Raw genomic sequence first — 15,408 nt, forward strand, 5'->3', positions numbered from 1 at the left:
GCGCGCCGGCGAAGGAGAGTCGGATGGATCCACGAGCCCTGCGCGGCCTGCTGGCCGCCGCCGTCGTGACGGCCAGCCTGCCCGCCCTGGCGGACCCATCCTCCCCGGCCTGCGAGCTCCCCGCCAGCGAGAGCGACCCGCTGTCCGACCGCGCCGGCATCCTCGCCCAGTACGAACGCCTGCCCCAGGCCTGCCTGCGGGAGATCTTCTCCGCCTGCAGCACCGCCGCCAGCATGAGCCTGCTCGACTTCAGCAGCGCGGCCGTCTGCTCCTTCGGCTACGAGGCCCTCCTCAAGCAGGGCTTCGGCGGCAACTTCCGCGCGCTCATGGCCTGGTGGCAGGCGCAGCGCGGCCAGACCCTGCAGTGAGCCATGGCCGGCTGTAGAAGCAAGCGGACGGCAATTGCGGCCGCTGGCCACTGCCGGGATGACCGTGATGGCCCAACATGGAAAGCATCAACCACTCATCGAGGAGTTCCGGATGAACAAGCACCAGATCAAGGGCATGACCAACCGCGCCACCGGCGAGATCAAGCAGCAGGTGGGCCGCCTCACCGGCGACAGCAGCACCGTGGCGCGCGGCCAGGCCACCGAGGCCAAGGGCCGCCTGCAGCAAGGCCTGGGCGACGCCAAGGAAGCCGTGCGCCACAAGGAGCGCAAGGTCGAGGAACGCGAGATCGATCGCGAAGTGTCCCGCCGCTCGGGTCGCTGAGCGTCCTGCAGGACATGAAGAAAGCCGGGTCGCCCCGGCTTTCTTCATTGGCTCGCGTCAGGCGCGGGCGAGGTGGCGCTGCCGCTCGCCTCTCTCACCGGCGCCGGGGCCATGAGGTTGCCGGTGGGTTCGCCGTCGATGATGGGCGCCATCCGCGGGCGGACCGGTGCCACGGGGCGAACTCACGCGCCGGCGGCGGCGACGCCGGCACCGCGTCGCGCGCGGCACCCATGGACGACGTCGAAGGCGACGTGGTCGCCGCAGGCGGCGGTGCCACCCGCGCGGGCTGCGCCGGCGCGCGCACCACGTCGGCGGGCAGCGAGGGATCGGGCATGCGCACCGTGGCCTCCGGCACGCGATAGACCTGGGTGCCCGGCACGGTCTCCACCGGGCGGCCGGAGGATTCCAGCGGCCGCGGGAAGGCCGGCACCCGCTGCGGCTCGGAAATCACCGGCGCGTCGGGGGTCACGGGCGGCAGCGGCAGCGGCGCCGGCATGGCCAGCGACTTCGGCGGCGGCTCCAGCGAAGGCGGCTCCAGGCTCACCTCGGGCAGCTTCACCTCGGGCACGGCGGCCACCGCGGGATCGGTCGCCGGCGAGGGCGTGCTGAACACGCTGTTCCACCAGTCGCCCGCGCGATCCAGCAGCGAGGGTTCGTCCTTCATGCGCGGCGCGGCAAAGGCGGCCTTGGCGTCGAGCTTGCCCGCCTTGACCGACTGCTGCATGAAATCGCCCACCACGAACAGCGCGTTGTGCGCGCCCTGCCCCCAGTACTCGCTGCGCATGGTGACGCGGTTGTCGTTGAATCCCATCCAGGCGCCCGCCACCAGCTGCGGGTGCATCAGGATGAACCAGCCGTCAGTGTTGTCCTGGGTGGTGCCGGTCTTGCCGGCGAGGTCCATGCCGTTGAGGCCGAAGCGCGGGCGCAAGCCGGCGGCGGTGCCGCCGTCGACGGTGCCGCGCAGCACGTCCAGCAGGGTCTGCGCGGCCTGGTTGTTCATCGCCTGCTCGGAGGCGCGGGCCCCGAAGCTTTCCAGCACGTTCTTCTGGCGGTCTTCCACCGCCGTCACGATCACCGGCTCGATGTAGTTGCCGCCGTTGGCGATGGTGGCGAAGGAGGCGACCATCTCCTTGAGCGTCACCGGGCTGGTGCCCAGCGCCAGCGAGGGCACTTCGTCCAGCTTGCTCTGGCGCACGCCCATGGAGCGGGCCAGGCTGGCGACGCGCGAGGGCCCCACCCGCATCATCAGCTGCGCGGTGATCGTGTTCTTCGATTTCGCCAGGCCTTCGCGCAGCGTCATCGGCGCGTTGGTCATTCCGTGGAGGTCGGTCGGCCGCCAGACCTTGTTGCGGTCGATCTGGATCTCCACCGGCCCGTCGATGAGGGTCTCGCCCGGCTGGATGCCCATCTCGAAGGCGGCGCCGTACACGAAGGGCTTGAAGGTGGACCCCGGCTGGCGGCGCGCCTGCTGCACGTGGTCGAACTTGTCGTCGTTGTAGTCGCGGCTGCCCACCCAGGCCTTCACCGCGCCGGTGGCCGGCTCGACGGCCAGGAAGCCGGCCTGCAGCATGGTCTTCTGGCGCTTGAGATTCGCCATGAACTGCGCGTTGCCTTCCAGCTGCTTGAGCGCCTCCTCCTCCGACTGGCCCTGTTCGCGCGCCTGCCTGAATTCGGAGGAATCGCGGATCCAGCTGCGCACCAGCGACTTGTTGCTGTTCCAGAAATAGTCGAAGGGAGCGGCCTTGCCGCGCGCGGCGGCGTAGGCGGCGGGGTCGCTGCCCAGCGCGGGCGTCGCGCTGCGGCTCCACTCCACGTCCGCCACCGCCTGCAGCGCCTTGCCCTGGCGCTCCACCGCCTGGTTGGCGATCTCCTGCAGGCGCGAATCAATGGTGGTGCGCACCACCAGGCCGTCGGCGTAGATGTTGTAGTCGTGGCGGTCCGCCCATTCGATCAGCCAGCGGCGCAGGTACTCGGCCAGGTGCGGCGCGTCGCCGCTGAATTGCGGCAGGCGCTCGAAGTCCAGGCGCAGCGGCTGGTTCTTCAGCCTCGAAGCGCGCTTCCGGCAGCTTGTGGTCCTTGACCATCATGGCCAGCACCGTGTTGCGGCGCTGCAGGGCGCGCTCGGGGTTCATCACCGGGTTGTAGTAGGCCGTGCCCTTGAGCATGCCCACCAGCGTCGCGGCTTCCAGCTCGTTCAGGTTCTTGGCCGGCTTGTCGAAGTAGGTGCGCGCGGCCATCTCGATGCCCCACGCGTTGTAGAGGAAGGAGACGGAGTTGAGGTAGGTCTCGAGGATCTCCTCCTTGCTGTAGATCGCCTCGATCTTCAGCGCGGTGATCGCTTCCTTGATCTTGCGTGTGACGGTCTGCTCGCGGCCGATCTGCGACGGGTACAGGTTGCGCGCCGCTGCTGCGTGAGGGTGGAGCCGCCCTCGACGTCGCCGGTGAGCGTGTTGAGCACCGCCTTGGTCGTGCGCTGGAAGTCGATGCCGTGGTGTTCGTGGAAGCGCTTGTCCTCGGTGGCCAGCAGGGCTTCCACCACCTTGGGCGAGATGTCCTCCAGCTTCACCCAGTCGCGGTTGGCGCGCTTGAACACGGCCAGTTCCTTGCCGTCGGCGGAGAGCACCACCGAGGGCGACTCCTGCTTGGACTTGCGGATGTCGCCGATGCTGGGGGTGAAGGGGTACAGCGCCGCCACGTAGAGGACCAGCGCCAGGGGAAGGGCCGCGACGGCCTTGACGGGATGCCGGCGCATCCAGCCACCGACGCGGCGCAGCCGCTGCCCGATGCCTGCCATCACTTCCTCGATTGCTGCCTTCATGATTCGCCTGTCCCAAGTAAGTTCAGGGAATCTACGAAGGTCGGGCGTGACCCGACTGTAGGACGGCTGCGCGACGGAAGGGCGGCTTTCCCCGAGCCAGCGCGTCGCGGCGACTACGGTCCAGGCACCCTGTCGGGCGGGCGACTACATGAGCTTGCGCGCGCGTCCGACATCGGAGCCTGCCGCCGTGAAGGCCCCGGGCGCGATCGCCGAAGCAAGATCACGCCCATGCCAAACGCCCTCGCGCCCGCCGCCTTCATGAGCCGCCTGTTCGGTTTCTCGACGCCGGAACGACCCCGCGTGACCCGCCGGTACGCGGCGCACGTGCGGCAGGGGGCCACCCGCGAGATCGTCCCGCCGTCCGGGCGCATCACGGTGCACCTGCGCGACGGGGAAGCCTGGATCACCCACGACGGCGATCCGCGCGACGTGCTGCTGCAGAAGAACCAGAGCTACACCGCCGACAACGGCGGCCGCATGACGCTGCATGCGCTGCGCGGGACCTGCGTGCTGGAGATCCAGGTCGACGACTAGGAACCCGCAGAGCGCGAACTCCTAGACCGGGTCCGCCAGCCCGTGCTTGATGGCGTAGCGCACCAGCTCGGTCGAATTCGCCAGCCCCAGCTTCTGCATCAGGTTCGCCTTGTGCGTGCTGACCGTCTTGACCGACAGGTTCAGCTTGGCGGCGATGTCGGAGACCGCGTCGCCGGCCACCAGCAGGCGGAACACCTCGAACTCGCGGTCCGAGAGGCTTTCGTGCGGCAGGCTTTCGCTGCCGCCGGGCATGGCGCCCAGCGCGAGCTGTTCGGCGACTTCGGCGCTGATGTACGCGCCGCCGCCCGAGATCTTGCGGATCGCCTGTTCCAGTTGCGCCGGCGCGCTTTCCTTGGTCAGGTAGCCGCTCGCCCCCGACTTGATGGCGCGCACCGCGTACTGCATCTCCTGGTGCATGCTCAGCACGAGGATGCGCAGCTTCGGCTTCTCCGCCTTCGCCAGCTTGATCAGTTCCATGCCGCTGCGCCCGGGCATGGACAGGTCCAGCACCAGCACGTCGAAATCGAGTTCGCGCACGGCGCGCATCGCCTCGGTGCCGTCGGCGGCCTCGCCCACGACCTGGAAGTCGGTGACGTCGGCAACGATGCGCTTGAGGCCTTCGCGGACGATCGCGTGGTCGTCCGCCAGGACGATGCGGACCGTCATGCGGGGCGCTTCCAGACCGGGATGCGGGCCTCGATCACCGTGCCGGTCCCCGGGGCGCTTTCCACCTTGACGTCGCCGCGCATCAGCATGGCGCGCTCGCGCAGGCCCACCAGGCCCAGCGACTGCGGCTTGCGGGGCGCGTTCGGGCGGAAGCCGATGCCGTCGTCCTGCACCCGCAGCAGCAGGTCGTCCCCGCTCGCCTTCACCTCGACTTCCACCTTGGTGGCGCGCGCGTGCTTGCCGACGTTGACCAGGGACTCCTGCACGATGCGGAAGACGCCGGTGGCGAAGGGCTCCTCCAGCTCCAGCGATTCGTCCACCTGCAGCTCGCAGGGGATGCCGGTGCGCTGCGTGAAGTTCTGCGCCACCCATTCGATCGCGGGCACGAAGCCGAGGTCGTCCAGCACCAGGGGCCGCAGGTCGGCGGCGATGCGGCGCACCGACGCGACGGCGGCGTCCAGCATGGACAGCATCTCGGAGATCTTCTCCTGGGCCGTCGCTTCCTCGTCGCCCACGTGGTCGCGCATCCAGATGGTGTCCATCTTCAGCGCGGTGAGCGACTGGGCCAGTTCGTCGTGCAGCTCGCGGGCGATGCGCGACTTCTCCTGCTCGCGCACTCCGGCGGATTCGGCCGCGAAGGACGCGAGCTCCTCGCGCGCGCGCACCCGCTCGGTCACGTCGCGCAGGATCACGGTGTAGAGCTTGCCCTCGGGCGTCTGCAACTGCGAGATCGACGCGTCGATCGGGAATTCGGTGCCGTCCTTGCGCAGCGCGTACAGGACGGTGTTGTCCCCCATGCGGCGCGAGGTGGTGCCGGTGGCCCCGAAGCGGCGGACCTGCTGGTTGTGGCCGCCCCGGTAGCGCTCCGGGATCAGCAGGTCCAGGGGCTTGCCCTGCACTTCGCTGCCGGTCCAGCCGAACATCTTCTCGGCGGCGCGGTTGTACATGACGACCCGCTGGGAATCGTCCACGCTGATGATCCCGTCCATCGCGGAATCCAGCAGGCCCACCAGGCGTGCGGCGGCGTTGGCGTCAGTGAGGAGGGACAGCGGCACTGGGAGTCGTCCTTGGCATCTCCCAAATTACAGCACAACCTCAGGCGTGGAGCACATCCCCTTCCGATCGGGGGCATCCTGGCGCGGGTGGAAGGAGTAATCGCAGCAGCACCCGGCCTCCTGGGCTTGCAGCACCGAATGCACGAAGCCGAGATCCTCCATGGCGGCCGCGAAGGCCTTGACCTGCGCATGGCTCTCCAGCATGGCCGAAGCGAGCAGCTCGCCCCGGTCGTCGCGCACGCCCACGGTCCATGGGCCGTCGTCGCTGCCGGCCACCTGCTTCGCGCGCTCGAGGGCCACGCACATGCCCTGGAAAGGAAGGTTGGGGGATTCGATGACATGCTTCATCCTAGGCACCGGACGCAATGGCTCGGGTAGGAGGCCATCCAGGGTGCTTGTCCACGCCAGCGTGACGCCCACGTCCTACACCCCTGGCCGTGCGGCCCTGACACCTTGCGGGGAACCCGAAAGCCAGACTGCCTTGCCAATCCGGACCTTTCAGGAAGACCGCAGTGCTCGCCATCGAAGATCCGATCGTCACACCCGCCGGGGCCGCGCCGCCGCTTGCCATGGATGCCGCGCCGCAGCGCCAGCGCAGCCTCGCGCGCGCCGCGCAGCACGACATCCTGCGCCGGCTCGCGCCCCCGCTGCGGCACGACATGGTGGTGCACCTGCAGTCGCTGGGCATGATGGCCGAGGCCCTGAGCGCGCGCATGGAACGCGGTGCGGTGGCGTCCGACGACCTGGGCGGCTCGGTCTCCAAGCTGAACCGCCTGTCGCGCCAGGCCGTGGCCCGCTGCCTCGAGGTCTGCACGTGGATGGAGCCCTCCGAAGACGACAACGCACGCCTGGCCGAGGGCGTCACCGAAGTGGTCCGCCTGCTTTCGACCAGCCTGAACTTCCGCGGCTTCGACCTGCGCACGGACCTGGGCGAAGGCGAGCTCGAGGTCTCGCGCAGCGCGCTGCGCTACCTGCTCGCCGCCGCCATCCTGGCGCTCACCGATGCGGCGCCCGCACCGGGCGAAGTCAGCGTGCGCACCGAACAATCCTCCTCCCATGGCGTGATCGCGGTGGAATACCACCCGCAGCCCGAAGGCAGCTTCACCCAGCTGCACGAGCCGGGCGAGGCGCCGCTGTCCTGGCTGGAAGTGCAGGCGCTGGCCGCGCAGCACGGCGTGGAGATGCTGCGCAACGGCCAGACCATTGTCCTGCGCCTGCCGCGCGCGGTGGTCACGACGCCACTGAAGATGGTTCCGGTCTGAGCGGCACGCCGGCCCCGCCCGCGGCGGAGTCGATGAACGCTTCCAGCTCCTCGATCGGCAGCGGCCGGCAGAACAGGTAACCCTGGTAGCGGTGGCAGCCCTGGCGCGCGAGGAAGGCGCGCTGCTCCTCGGTCTCCACGCCTTCGGCGATCACCTCCAGCCCCAGGTTGCGGCACAGCCCGATGATGGTCCCAGCGATGGCCGCGTCGTTGCCGTCGACCAGGATGTCCTTGATGAAGCTGCGGTCGATCTTCAGTTCGTCGATCGGCAGGCGCTTCAGGTAGGACAGCGAGGAGTAGCCGATCCCGAAGTCGTCCACCGACAGGCGCACCCCCAGGTCCTTCAGGTTGCGCATCTTCGCCATGTTGGCGTCGATGTTCTCCGCCAGCAGCGATTCGGTCAGCTCCAGCTTCAGGCGGTTGGGCACGATGCCGGCGCGGCGGATGCAGCTCAGCACCTCGTCGATGAACTCGGGATGGCGGAACTGCCGCACGCTGACGTTGACGGAAATGCTCAGGTGGGCGCGGTCCGGCCGCCTGGCCCAGACCGCAAGCTGCGCGCAGGCCGCCTCCAGCACCCAGTGGCCGATCGGGATGATCAGCGAAGTCTCTTCGGCGGTGGGGATGAATTCGGCAGGACCGACGATTCCACGCTCGGGATGCTCCCAGCGCAGCAGCGCTTCGACGCCGCTCATGTTGCCGTCCATGCCCACCTGCGGCTGGTATTCGACCTTCAGGTGGTTCTCGCGCCAGGCCTGGCGCAGGTCGGTCGCCAGGGTCGCGTTCGCCGTGGCCACGGCCTGCATCTCGGGATCGAAGAAGCGCACGGCGTTGCGGCCGGCCGCCTTGGCCTGGTACATGGCCAGGTCCGCCTGCTTCAGCAGTTCGTTGACGCTGGACGGATTCCTGCCGAACAGCGTCACGCCGATGCTGCAGGTGCTGTGATGCAGGTACCCGGGCAGCACGTAGGGTTCGCCCAGCCCGTCGAGGATGCGCTGGCTGACCACCTGCGCCGCGGTCAGCGGATCGAGCGGTTTTTCCGCGGTGTTCTCCAGCAGCACCACGAATTCGTCGCCTCCGAGCCGCGCGACCAGGTCGCCCTTGGCCACGCAGTTGCGCAGCCGCCGCGCCACCTGCTGCAGCAGCAGGTCGCCCTTCTGGTGGCCCAGGGTGTCGTTCAGCACCTTGAAATTGTCCAGGTCGATGAACATCAACGCGCCGTCTTGCACCTCGCCGCCTTCGTCCACCGCGCGGTTCAGGCGGTCCAGCAGCATCTGGCGGTTGGGCAGCTGCGTGAGCGGGTCGTAGAAGGCCAGGTACTGGATCTTCTCCTCGTCGCGCTTGCGCTCGGTGATGTCGCGGCCGACCGCCACCCAGTGCGTGAGGCGCCGCGTATCGTCCCAGACCGGCGACACGTCGAGGTCCACCCAGTAGGGTTCGCCCGCCTTCGTGTAGTTGATCAGGTCCACGCGCACGCGCTCCCACTGCTCCAGCGCGGCGCGGATGCGATCGAGCTGCGCGCGCTGCGTGTCCGGCCCCTGCAGCAGGCGCGGCGACTGGCCGATCACCTCCTCGCGCGAATAGCCGGTGCGCCGCTCGAAGGCCTCGTTGACGAACACGATGCGCGGCCCCGGGCTGCGGAAGGGCGCCGCCTCCGTGATGATCACGATGTCGTTCAGGCGGGCGATGCTGCCCTCCAGCAGCGTCAGGTGCTGCTGCGCCCGCCGCCGCGCCGACACGTCGCGCAGGTGCAGCGCCAGGCCCGCGCCGAAAGGAAAGCCGCGCAGCTCCAGCCAGTGGCTGACCTGCGCATCCATTTCCTCGAGCTCGATGGCCTCGCGCTTCTCCAGTGCGTGCACGAAGCGTTCCTCCAGCGACAGCCGCGCGCGCTTCTGGAAGAAGCCCCAGATCCGGCGACCGAGCAGCGGCTCGCCGGCCGCCCCGAGCATCTGCTCGGCCTGTTCGTTCGCGTAGCTGATGCGTCCCTGCCGGTCGATCGTGACGAAGGCTTCACCGCTGCCCAGCGCACCGCCCATGCTGACCGTGTGGCGCAGCAGGGTGCCGGGCTGGTAGCCCGCCGGAGCGATCTCCTGCACCAGGCCTTCGGCGCCGGCGATGCTGCCGTCCTCCGCGCGCAGGGGCTGGCCGACACAGCGCACCCAGATGCGCCGTCCCTGCAGCGTGCGCACCTGCACCTCGATGTCGAAGGGCGTGCCCTGCTCCTGGCAGGCGCGCAGCCGCTGCGCGACCTCGGCCCGGTGTTCCTCGGCGTAGTGGTCGAGCGCGTGCTCGAACGTGGGCATGTAGCCTTCGGGCGCGCCGTGCAGCCGTGCAAGTTGCTGCGACCAGTAAAGCGCCCCATGCCGCGCATCGAAGCGCCAGAAGCCCACGAAGGCGCTGCGCTCGACCAGCTGCAGCAGATTCCCTGGGTTGTTCTCGATCACCGGGTCCATGCAAGTCCTTGTGGGCCATCTTACGTTGCGCGTGCGGACAACGGGTTGACCGTAGGCGGGCTCCTACAGGCGGACGCGTACCCCATCCGTACAGGGCGCCGGGCCGCCGGTCTAGAGTGCCAAGCTGCCCCAGGGCCTTCCCCTCAACCCGAGCGAGCGCGTGCAAGTTGCAGCCTTTGTCGTCGAAGACAACACGGAGATCCGAGAGAATCTGGCCCAGGCGCTGGAGGAGCTGACCTGCGTCAAGGTGGTCGCCAGCTCGGCGACGGAGGAGGAAGCGCTCGCGTGGATCGCCGGACACCAGGACTGGGACCTGCTGCTCGTGGACCTCTTCCTCAAGGGCGGCAGCGGCCTGCGGCTGGTGCAGCACGTGCAGCGCACGCGCCCAGGACAGAAGATCGTCGTGTTCAGCAACTACGTCAACGCCAGCGTGCGCAAGCGCTGCGCACAGCTGGGGGTGGACGCCGTCTTCGACAAGTCCACCGAGATCGATGCCCTGGTCGACTACTGCTCGCAGCAATGCGCGCGATAGCCGGCGCACCGGCGCCCTAGGAAACGAACCCGCTTTCGCCGGGGCAGCCGGCGGGACGTTGCCCGCGGTCGAAGGGGCACTCGTTGACTTCCGCGGGGGTGATGCGCAGCAGCGTGGTGAGCGCGCACGCGACCATGCTCACCAGCCAGAACGCGAAGAAGCTGGCCGTGTACACGGTCTGGCGCGACCAGCCGAGCGCCTGCCCGGACCACTGCAGCTCCAGCGGGTCGACGAAAGCGAACACCAGCAGTTCGAGCATGCAGGCGGCCAGGAAGGCGGGCCAGGCGATCCACATCATGCGGTTGACCATCGGTTCCCTTTCTCCTTGTGCTGCGGGGCGCGCCGCTTTCAGGGCGCCACCGGCGTTGCCGCGTGGTTGCGTCCCTGAAGCGCCGGCAGCTGGCTCTTGTCGCGCGCCGCGAGCGTCTTGTTGATCTCGATGCCGCGCTTGTAGTAGTCGGCCGCGACCACCGGGTCGGCGCTGCGCACCGCGATCACCGTGGTGGCGATGCCCGCGAGGATCACGGCCACGGGCCCCGCGATCAGCAGCCACACGTGGCCGTGCTTCCACCAGGGAGCGCCATCGCGCGTCGGGGCTTCGGGGTTCATGGAGGTCTCCTTCACTTCAGCGGGGCACGAGGAACACCGACTTCTCGCGCACGTGGGCTTCGGCGCCCGTGCTGACGATGTCGAAATGGATGGGATGGGAGCCGGGCGCGGCCGTGTGCCGTAGGGCAGCTGCAGGCGCACCGCGACCCAGCGGGATTCGGCGGGGCCCACGTCGACCTCGCGCTCCGAGGCCACGGCCAGGCCTTCCAGGCCGTCGGCCGTGATGCGGTAGCGCTGCGGCGCCTCGGTCGCGTTCATCACCTGCAGCCGGTACACGTTCTCCAGCTTGCCGCCGGCCACGATGCGCGAAAGCGCGGCGCGATCGCGCACCACGTCCACCTTCAGCGGCGTGCGCAGGGCCAGGCTGAACATCATGCCGGCCGTGAGCGCCAGCAGGACCGAGCCGTACACCAGCACGCGCGGCCGCAGCACGCGCTTGAGGATGAAGTCGCGCCCGGCGCCGCCGGTCTTCACGGCGTGCTGCGTGGTGAAGCGGATCAGCCCGCGCGGATAGTTCATCTTGTCCATCACGCCGTCGCACACGTCCACGCAGGCCGCGCAGCCGATGCACTCGTACTGCAGGCCCTTGCGGATGTCGATGCCGGTGGGGCAGACCTGCACGCACAGCTCGCAGTCGATGCACGAGCCCAGGCCCATGGCCTGGAAGTCCTGCTTGCGCCCGCGGGTGCCGCGCGGCTCGCCGCGGCGCGTGTCGTAGCTGACGATCAGCGTGTCCTTGTCGAACATCGCGCTCTGGAAGCGCGCGTAGGGGCACATGTACTTGCAGACCTGCTCGCGCATGAAGCCGGCGTTGCCGTAGGTGGCGAAGCCGTAGAACAGCACCCAGAACCATTCCCAGGGGCCGAAGTTGAGCGTGAACGACTCGGCCCACAGCTGCTGCACCGGCGTGAAGTAGCCCACGAAGGTGAAGCCGGTCCACAGCGCCAGCGCGACCCACAGGAACTGCTTGAGCGCCTTCTTGCCGAACTTGCCGGCGGACAGGGGGCGGCATCGAGCTTGATGCGCTGGTTGCGGTCGCCCTCCACCAGCTTCTCGATCCACAGGAACATCTCGGTGTAGACCGTCTGCGGGCAGGCGAAACCGCACCACAGGCGCCCCGCCACCGCGGTGAACAGGAACAGCGACAGCGCGCTCACCACCAGCAGCCCTGTCAGGTAGATGAAGTCCTGCGGGTACAGCACGTAGCCGAAGATGTAGAAGCGGCGCGCCGCCAGGTCGAACAGCACCGCCTGGCGCTCGCCCCACTGCAGCCACGGCAGGCCGTAGAAGATGATCTGGGTGAGCCACACGAAGGCCCAGCGCCAGCGGGCGAAGGTGCCGCTGACCGCGCGCGGGTAGAGCTTCTTTTCCGATGCGTAGAGTCCCTGGACCTCGCCGTCTTCCGCGGGGGTGACAGGGATGATGGGGATGACTTTCATGTCTCCCGATGATCGGGGGGCAGGCGGGCCGACCGCACTTGACCTTGATCAGACGCAAGGAAATCGGCCGGGGAAAAAAAAAAAAGGCGGCCCGGGGGCCGCCTTGCGGTTCCGTCCCGCTGTTATTGCTTCGCCGCGACCCCGGCCGGCCGATTCGACAGGCTCCAGACGTAGCCCGACAGCACGTGGATCTGCGCCGGCGTGAGCTTCTCGTCCTGGGCGGGCATCTGGTTGGTCTTGCCGGCGACGATCATGTTGATGATCGCCTGCTCGCCCCAGCCGTGCAGCCAGACGTCGTCGGTCAGGTTGGGCGCGCCCATGGCCGGGTTGCCCTTGCCGTCGGCGCCGTGGCAGGCCGCGCAGGCCGCGTACTTGCCCTTGCCGAGCTGCGCGCGCAGCGAGTCGTGCGGGCTGTTGGACAGCGACAGCACGTAGTGGGCGACGTTCTTCACGTCGTCGCTGCCGCCGACCGCCGCGGCCATGGGCGGCATCATGCCGTTGCGGCCCTTGGCGATGGTCTCCTTGATCTTGTCGCCGCCGCCGCCGTGCAGCCAGTCCGCGTCGGCCAGGTTCGGGAAACCCTTGCTGCCGCGCGCGTCGGAGCCGTGGCACTGCGCGCAGTTGTTCATGAACAGGCGCTCGCCGATGGCCATCGCGTTCGCGTCGCCGGCCGCTCCTCCGGCTTCTTGGCCGTGAACTGCGCATAGAGCGGCTCGAGTTCCTTGTTGGCGCGGGCCACTTCGGCGTCGTACTCGCCCTTCTGCGTCCACTTGAGCTCGCCCTCGTAGGAACCGAGGCCGGGATAGGCGACCAGGTAGCCCAGGCCGAACACGATGGTGATGACGAACAGGCCCACCCACCACATCGGCAGCGGGTTGTTCATCTCCGTCAGGTTCTCGTCCCAGACATGGCCGGTGGTGTTGTCGGTGCGGGAGGCGACCTTCTTGCGGCCGGCGATCCAGAGCAGCACGCCGCAGGCGATGATGCCTGCCAGCGTGATGCCGGCGACGTAAAGCGACCAGAAGCCGCTGGTGAAATCGCTCATGGTCTCGTCCTTATTCGTCTTGTTGGAAGGGGATGCGGCCGGCTTCGTCGAAGCCGTCGCGGTTGCGGCGGGCCCAGGCCCAGCCCCAGATCCCGATGAAGGTGACCAGCGAGGCCACGGTGGCGATTTCGCGCAGGATGTTGATGTCCATGGCCCCTCCTTACTTCAGCGTGCGGCCCAGCGACTGCAGGTACGCGACCAGCGCGTCCATCTCGGTCTTGCCCTTCAGGTCGGCCGGCGCCTTGGCGATCTCGTCGTCGCTGTAGGGCGCGCCCAGGGTGCGCAGCGCCTTCATGTGGGTCTGGATGCTCTTGTCGTCGGCCGCGTTCTTCTCCAGCCACGGGTAGGCCGGCATGTTCGATTCCGGCACGACGTCGCGCGGGTTGTTCAGGTGGATGCGGTGCCACTCGTCGCTGTACTTGCCGCCCACGCGGTGCAGGTCCGGGCCGGTGCGCTTGGAGCCCCACTGGAACGGGCGGTCGTACACGAACTCGCCGGCCACCGAGTAGTGGCCGTAGCGCAGCGTCTCGGCGCGGAACGGGCGGATCATCTGCGAGTGGCAGTTGTAGCAGCCTTCGCGCACGTAGATGTCGCGGCCCGCCACCTGCAGCGCCGTGTAGGGCTTCAGGCCGGCGATCGGCTCGGTGGTGGACTTCTGGAAGAACAGGGGAACGATCTCCACCAGGCCGCCGACGGCGACCACCAGCAGGATCAGCACGATCATCAGGAAGTTGCTGGTCTCGATCTTCTCGTGCGAGAAGGTGGCCACTTGTGCGTTGTTGTCGCTCATGGTGATGCTTTCTCTCGGGTCAGGCGTGGGCGACGGCGGCGGGCACGCTGAAGCGCACGGCACGGCCGTTGGCCACGGTCATCCAGGTGTTCCAGGCCATCAGGATCATGCCGCCGAGGTACAGCAGGCCGCCCAGGACGCGGATCACGTAGAAGGGATAGGTCGCCTTCACCGATTCGACGAAGGTGTAGGTGAGCGTGCCGTCGCCGTTGATGGCGCGCCACATCAGGCCCTGCATCACGCCGGCGATCCACATCGCGGCGATGTACAGCACGATGCCGATGGTGGCGGTCCAGAAGTGCACCTCGATCGCCTTGACCGAGTACATCTTCTTCTGGCCGAACAGGCGCGGGATCAGGTAGTACAGCGAGCCCATGGAGATCAGGCCCACCCAGCCCAGCGCGCCGGAGTGCACGTGGCCGACGGTCCAGTCGGTGTAGTGCGAGAGCGCGTTGACCGTCTTGATGGACATCATCGGGCCCTCGAAGGTGCTCATGCCGTAGAACGACAGGGACACGATCAGGAAGCGCAGCACGGGGTCGTCGCGCAGCTTGTGCCAGGCACCCGAGAGGGTCATGATGCCGTTGATCATCCCGCCCCAGCTCGGGGCCAGCAGGATCAGCGAGAAGATCATGCCCACCGACTGGGTCCAGTCCGGCAGCGCGGTGTAGTGCAGGTGGTGCGGGCCCGCCCACATGTAGGTGAAGATCAGCGCCCAGAAGTGCACGATGGACAGGCGATAGCTGTACACCGGGCGCTCGGCCTGCTTCGGGATGAAGTAGTACATCATCCCCAGGAAGCCCGCGGTCAGGAAGAAGCCGACCGCGTTATGGCCGTACCACCACTGCACCATCGCGTCCTGCACGCCCGCGTAGGCGGAGTAGGACTTCATCAGGCCGGTGGGCAGCGCGGCGCTGTTGACGATGTGCAGCAGGGCCACCGCGATGATGAAGGAGCCGTAGAACCAGTTGGCCACGTAGATGTGCTTCACCTTGCGCGTGCCGATGGTGCCGAAGAACACGATGGCGTAGGCCACCCACACCAGCGCCAGCAGGATGTCGATCGGCCACTCGAGTTCGGCGTATTCCTTGCCGGAGGTGTAGCCCAGCGGCAGGCTGATCGCCGCTGCCACGATCACCGCCTGGTAGCCCCAGAAGGTGAAGGAGGCGAGTTTCGGGGCGAACAGCGTGACCTGCGAGGTGCGCTGCACCACCCAGTAGCTGGTGGCGATCAGCGCGCTGCCGCCGAAGGCGAAGATCACCGCGTTGGTGTGCAGGGGGCGCAGGCGCCCGTAGCTGAGCCACGGAATGCCGAAATTCAGTTCGGGCCAGGCGAGCTGGGCCGCGATGAACACGCCGACGAGCATGCCCACCACGCCCCAGACAACGGCCATCAGCGAGAACTGCCGGACGACGGTGTCGCTGTAACTGGCAGGAGTGACGGAGGGTTGGTTCATGAAGCACCTTTTTCAGATGCTTCGAGTCTCACTTCCGGG

The 15,408-nt window shown here is 68.2% G+C and carries 14 protein-coding genes and 3 pseudogenes; 5 read left to right on the plus strand and 12 right to left on the minus strand.

Going from position 1 to position 15,408, the window contains the following annotated elements:
- The first annotated feature begins 23 nt into the window (after positions 1 to 23).
- Both HK415_RS10165 and HK415_RS10170 read left to right on the plus strand, forming a co-directional pair.
- Positions 24 to 368: a hypothetical protein gene (locus tag HK415_RS10165; protein WP_171558656.1), complete on the plus strand. Its 345-nt coding sequence runs from the start codon at positions 24 to 26 to the stop codon at positions 366 to 368.
- A 112-nt stretch (positions 369 to 480) separates the two neighbouring features.
- Complete coding sequence (locus HK415_RS10170; protein WP_171558658.1) at positions 481 to 711, plus strand: CsbD family protein; 231 nt, start codon at positions 481 to 483, stop codon at positions 709 to 711.
- Between the two features lie 94 nt (positions 712 to 805).
- Here the strand turns inward: HK415_RS10170 and HK415_RS10175 are convergent.
- Positions 806 to 3,505, minus strand: a pseudogene (locus tag HK415_RS10175) (penicillin-binding protein 1A).
- Positions 3,506 to 3,757: 252 nt separating this feature from the next.
- On the opposite strand from HK415_RS10175, the gene HK415_RS10180 reads away from it, so the two are divergent.
- Positions 3,758 to 4,063 carry a DUF2917 domain-containing protein gene (locus HK415_RS10180; RefSeq protein WP_171558660.1) on the plus strand — a complete coding sequence of 102 codons (306 nt, stop codon included), beginning with the start codon at positions 3,758 to 3,760 and terminating at the stop codon, positions 4,061 to 4,063.
- Positions 4,064 to 4,084: 21 nt separating this feature from the next.
- Here the strand turns inward: HK415_RS10180 and HK415_RS10185 are convergent, their stop codons facing one another.
- The 3 genes from HK415_RS10185 to HK415_RS10195 are packed head-to-tail and all read right to left on the minus strand — an operon-like array spanning position 4,085 to position 6,204.
- Entirely contained in the window at positions 4,085 to 4,729 is a 645-nt protein-coding gene (locus HK415_RS10185) for a response regulator (protein ID WP_171558663.1), read from the minus strand.
- Positions 4,726 to 5,784, minus strand: a complete 1,059-nt coding sequence (locus HK415_RS10190) for a PAS domain-containing sensor histidine kinase (RefSeq protein WP_309246653.1) — start codon at positions 5,782 to 5,784, stop codon at positions 4,726 to 4,728. The genes HK415_RS10185 and HK415_RS10190 overlap by 4 nt, the downstream gene beginning before the upstream one ends.
- A 27-nt stretch (positions 5,785 to 5,811) precedes the next feature.
- A complete protein-coding gene (locus HK415_RS10195) occupies positions 5,812 to 6,204 on the minus strand; it encodes a hypothetical protein (RefSeq protein ID WP_171558665.1) in 393 nt (130 codons plus the stop codon).
- Between the two features lie 92 nt (positions 6,205 to 6,296).
- Here HK415_RS10195 and HK415_RS10200 point away from each other — a divergent pair, with 92 nt between their 5' ends.
- Positions 6,297 to 7,046 (plus strand): hypothetical protein, encoded by a 750-nt coding sequence (locus tag HK415_RS10200; RefSeq protein ID WP_171558667.1) that lies wholly within the window; start codon positions 6,297 to 6,299, stop codon positions 7,044 to 7,046.
- Here the strand turns inward: HK415_RS10200 and HK415_RS10205 are convergent.
- Positions 7,015 to 9,498, minus strand: a complete 2,484-nt coding sequence (locus HK415_RS10205; protein ID WP_171558668.1) for a sensor domain-containing protein — start codon at positions 9,496 to 9,498, stop codon at positions 7,015 to 7,017. The two genes, HK415_RS10200 and HK415_RS10205, sit on opposite strands and share 32 nt — an antisense overlap.
- A gap of 160 nt (positions 9,499 to 9,658) precedes the next feature.
- Here HK415_RS10205 and HK415_RS10210 point away from each other — a divergent pair, with 160 nt between their 5' ends.
- A complete protein-coding gene (locus HK415_RS10210) occupies positions 9,659 to 10,030 on the plus strand; it encodes a response regulator (RefSeq protein WP_171558670.1) in 372 nt (123 codons plus the stop codon).
- Between the two features lie 16 nt (positions 10,031 to 10,046).
- Here the strand turns inward: HK415_RS10210 and HK415_RS10215 are convergent, their stop codons facing one another.
- From HK415_RS10215 to ccoN, 7 genes and pseudogenes are all read right to left on the minus strand, one after another.
- Complete coding sequence (locus HK415_RS10215; RefSeq protein WP_171558673.1) at positions 10,047 to 10,340, minus strand: hypothetical protein; 294 nt, start codon at positions 10,338 to 10,340, stop codon at positions 10,047 to 10,049.
- Between the two features lie 38 nt (positions 10,341 to 10,378).
- Positions 10,379 to 10,639 (minus strand): FixH family protein, encoded by a 261-nt coding sequence (locus HK415_RS10220; protein ID WP_171558675.1) that lies wholly within the window; start codon positions 10,637 to 10,639, stop codon positions 10,379 to 10,381.
- Positions 10,640 to 10,655: 16 nt separating this feature from the next.
- A pseudogene (gene ccoG / locus HK415_RS10225) lies at positions 10,656 to 12,078 on the minus strand (cytochrome c oxidase accessory protein CcoG).
- A 122-nt stretch (positions 12,079 to 12,200) separates the two neighbouring features.
- A pseudogene (gene ccoP / locus HK415_RS10230) lies at positions 12,201 to 13,123 on the minus strand (cytochrome-c oxidase, cbb3-type subunit III).
- Between the two features lie 10 nt (positions 13,124 to 13,133).
- Positions 13,134 to 13,274, minus strand: a complete 141-nt coding sequence (locus HK415_RS10235; protein ID WP_171558678.1) for a cbb3-type cytochrome oxidase subunit 3 — start codon at positions 13,272 to 13,274, stop codon at positions 13,134 to 13,136.
- Between the two features lie 9 nt (positions 13,275 to 13,283).
- Entirely contained in the window at positions 13,284 to 13,913 is a 630-nt protein-coding gene (gene ccoO, locus HK415_RS10240) for a cytochrome-c oxidase, cbb3-type subunit II (protein WP_171558681.1), read from the minus strand.
- 19 nt (positions 13,914 to 13,932) lie between these two features.
- Entirely contained in the window at positions 13,933 to 15,369 is a 1,437-nt protein-coding gene (gene ccoN / locus HK415_RS10245; RefSeq protein ID WP_171558684.1) for a cytochrome-c oxidase, cbb3-type subunit I, read from the minus strand.
- Positions 15,370 to 15,408: the final 39 nt, after the last annotated feature.

The sequence above is a fragment of the Ramlibacter montanisoli genome, assembly GCF_013087525.1.
GTDB classification, from domain to species: Bacteria; Pseudomonadota; Gammaproteobacteria; order Burkholderiales; family Burkholderiaceae_C; genus Ramlibacter; species Ramlibacter montanisoli.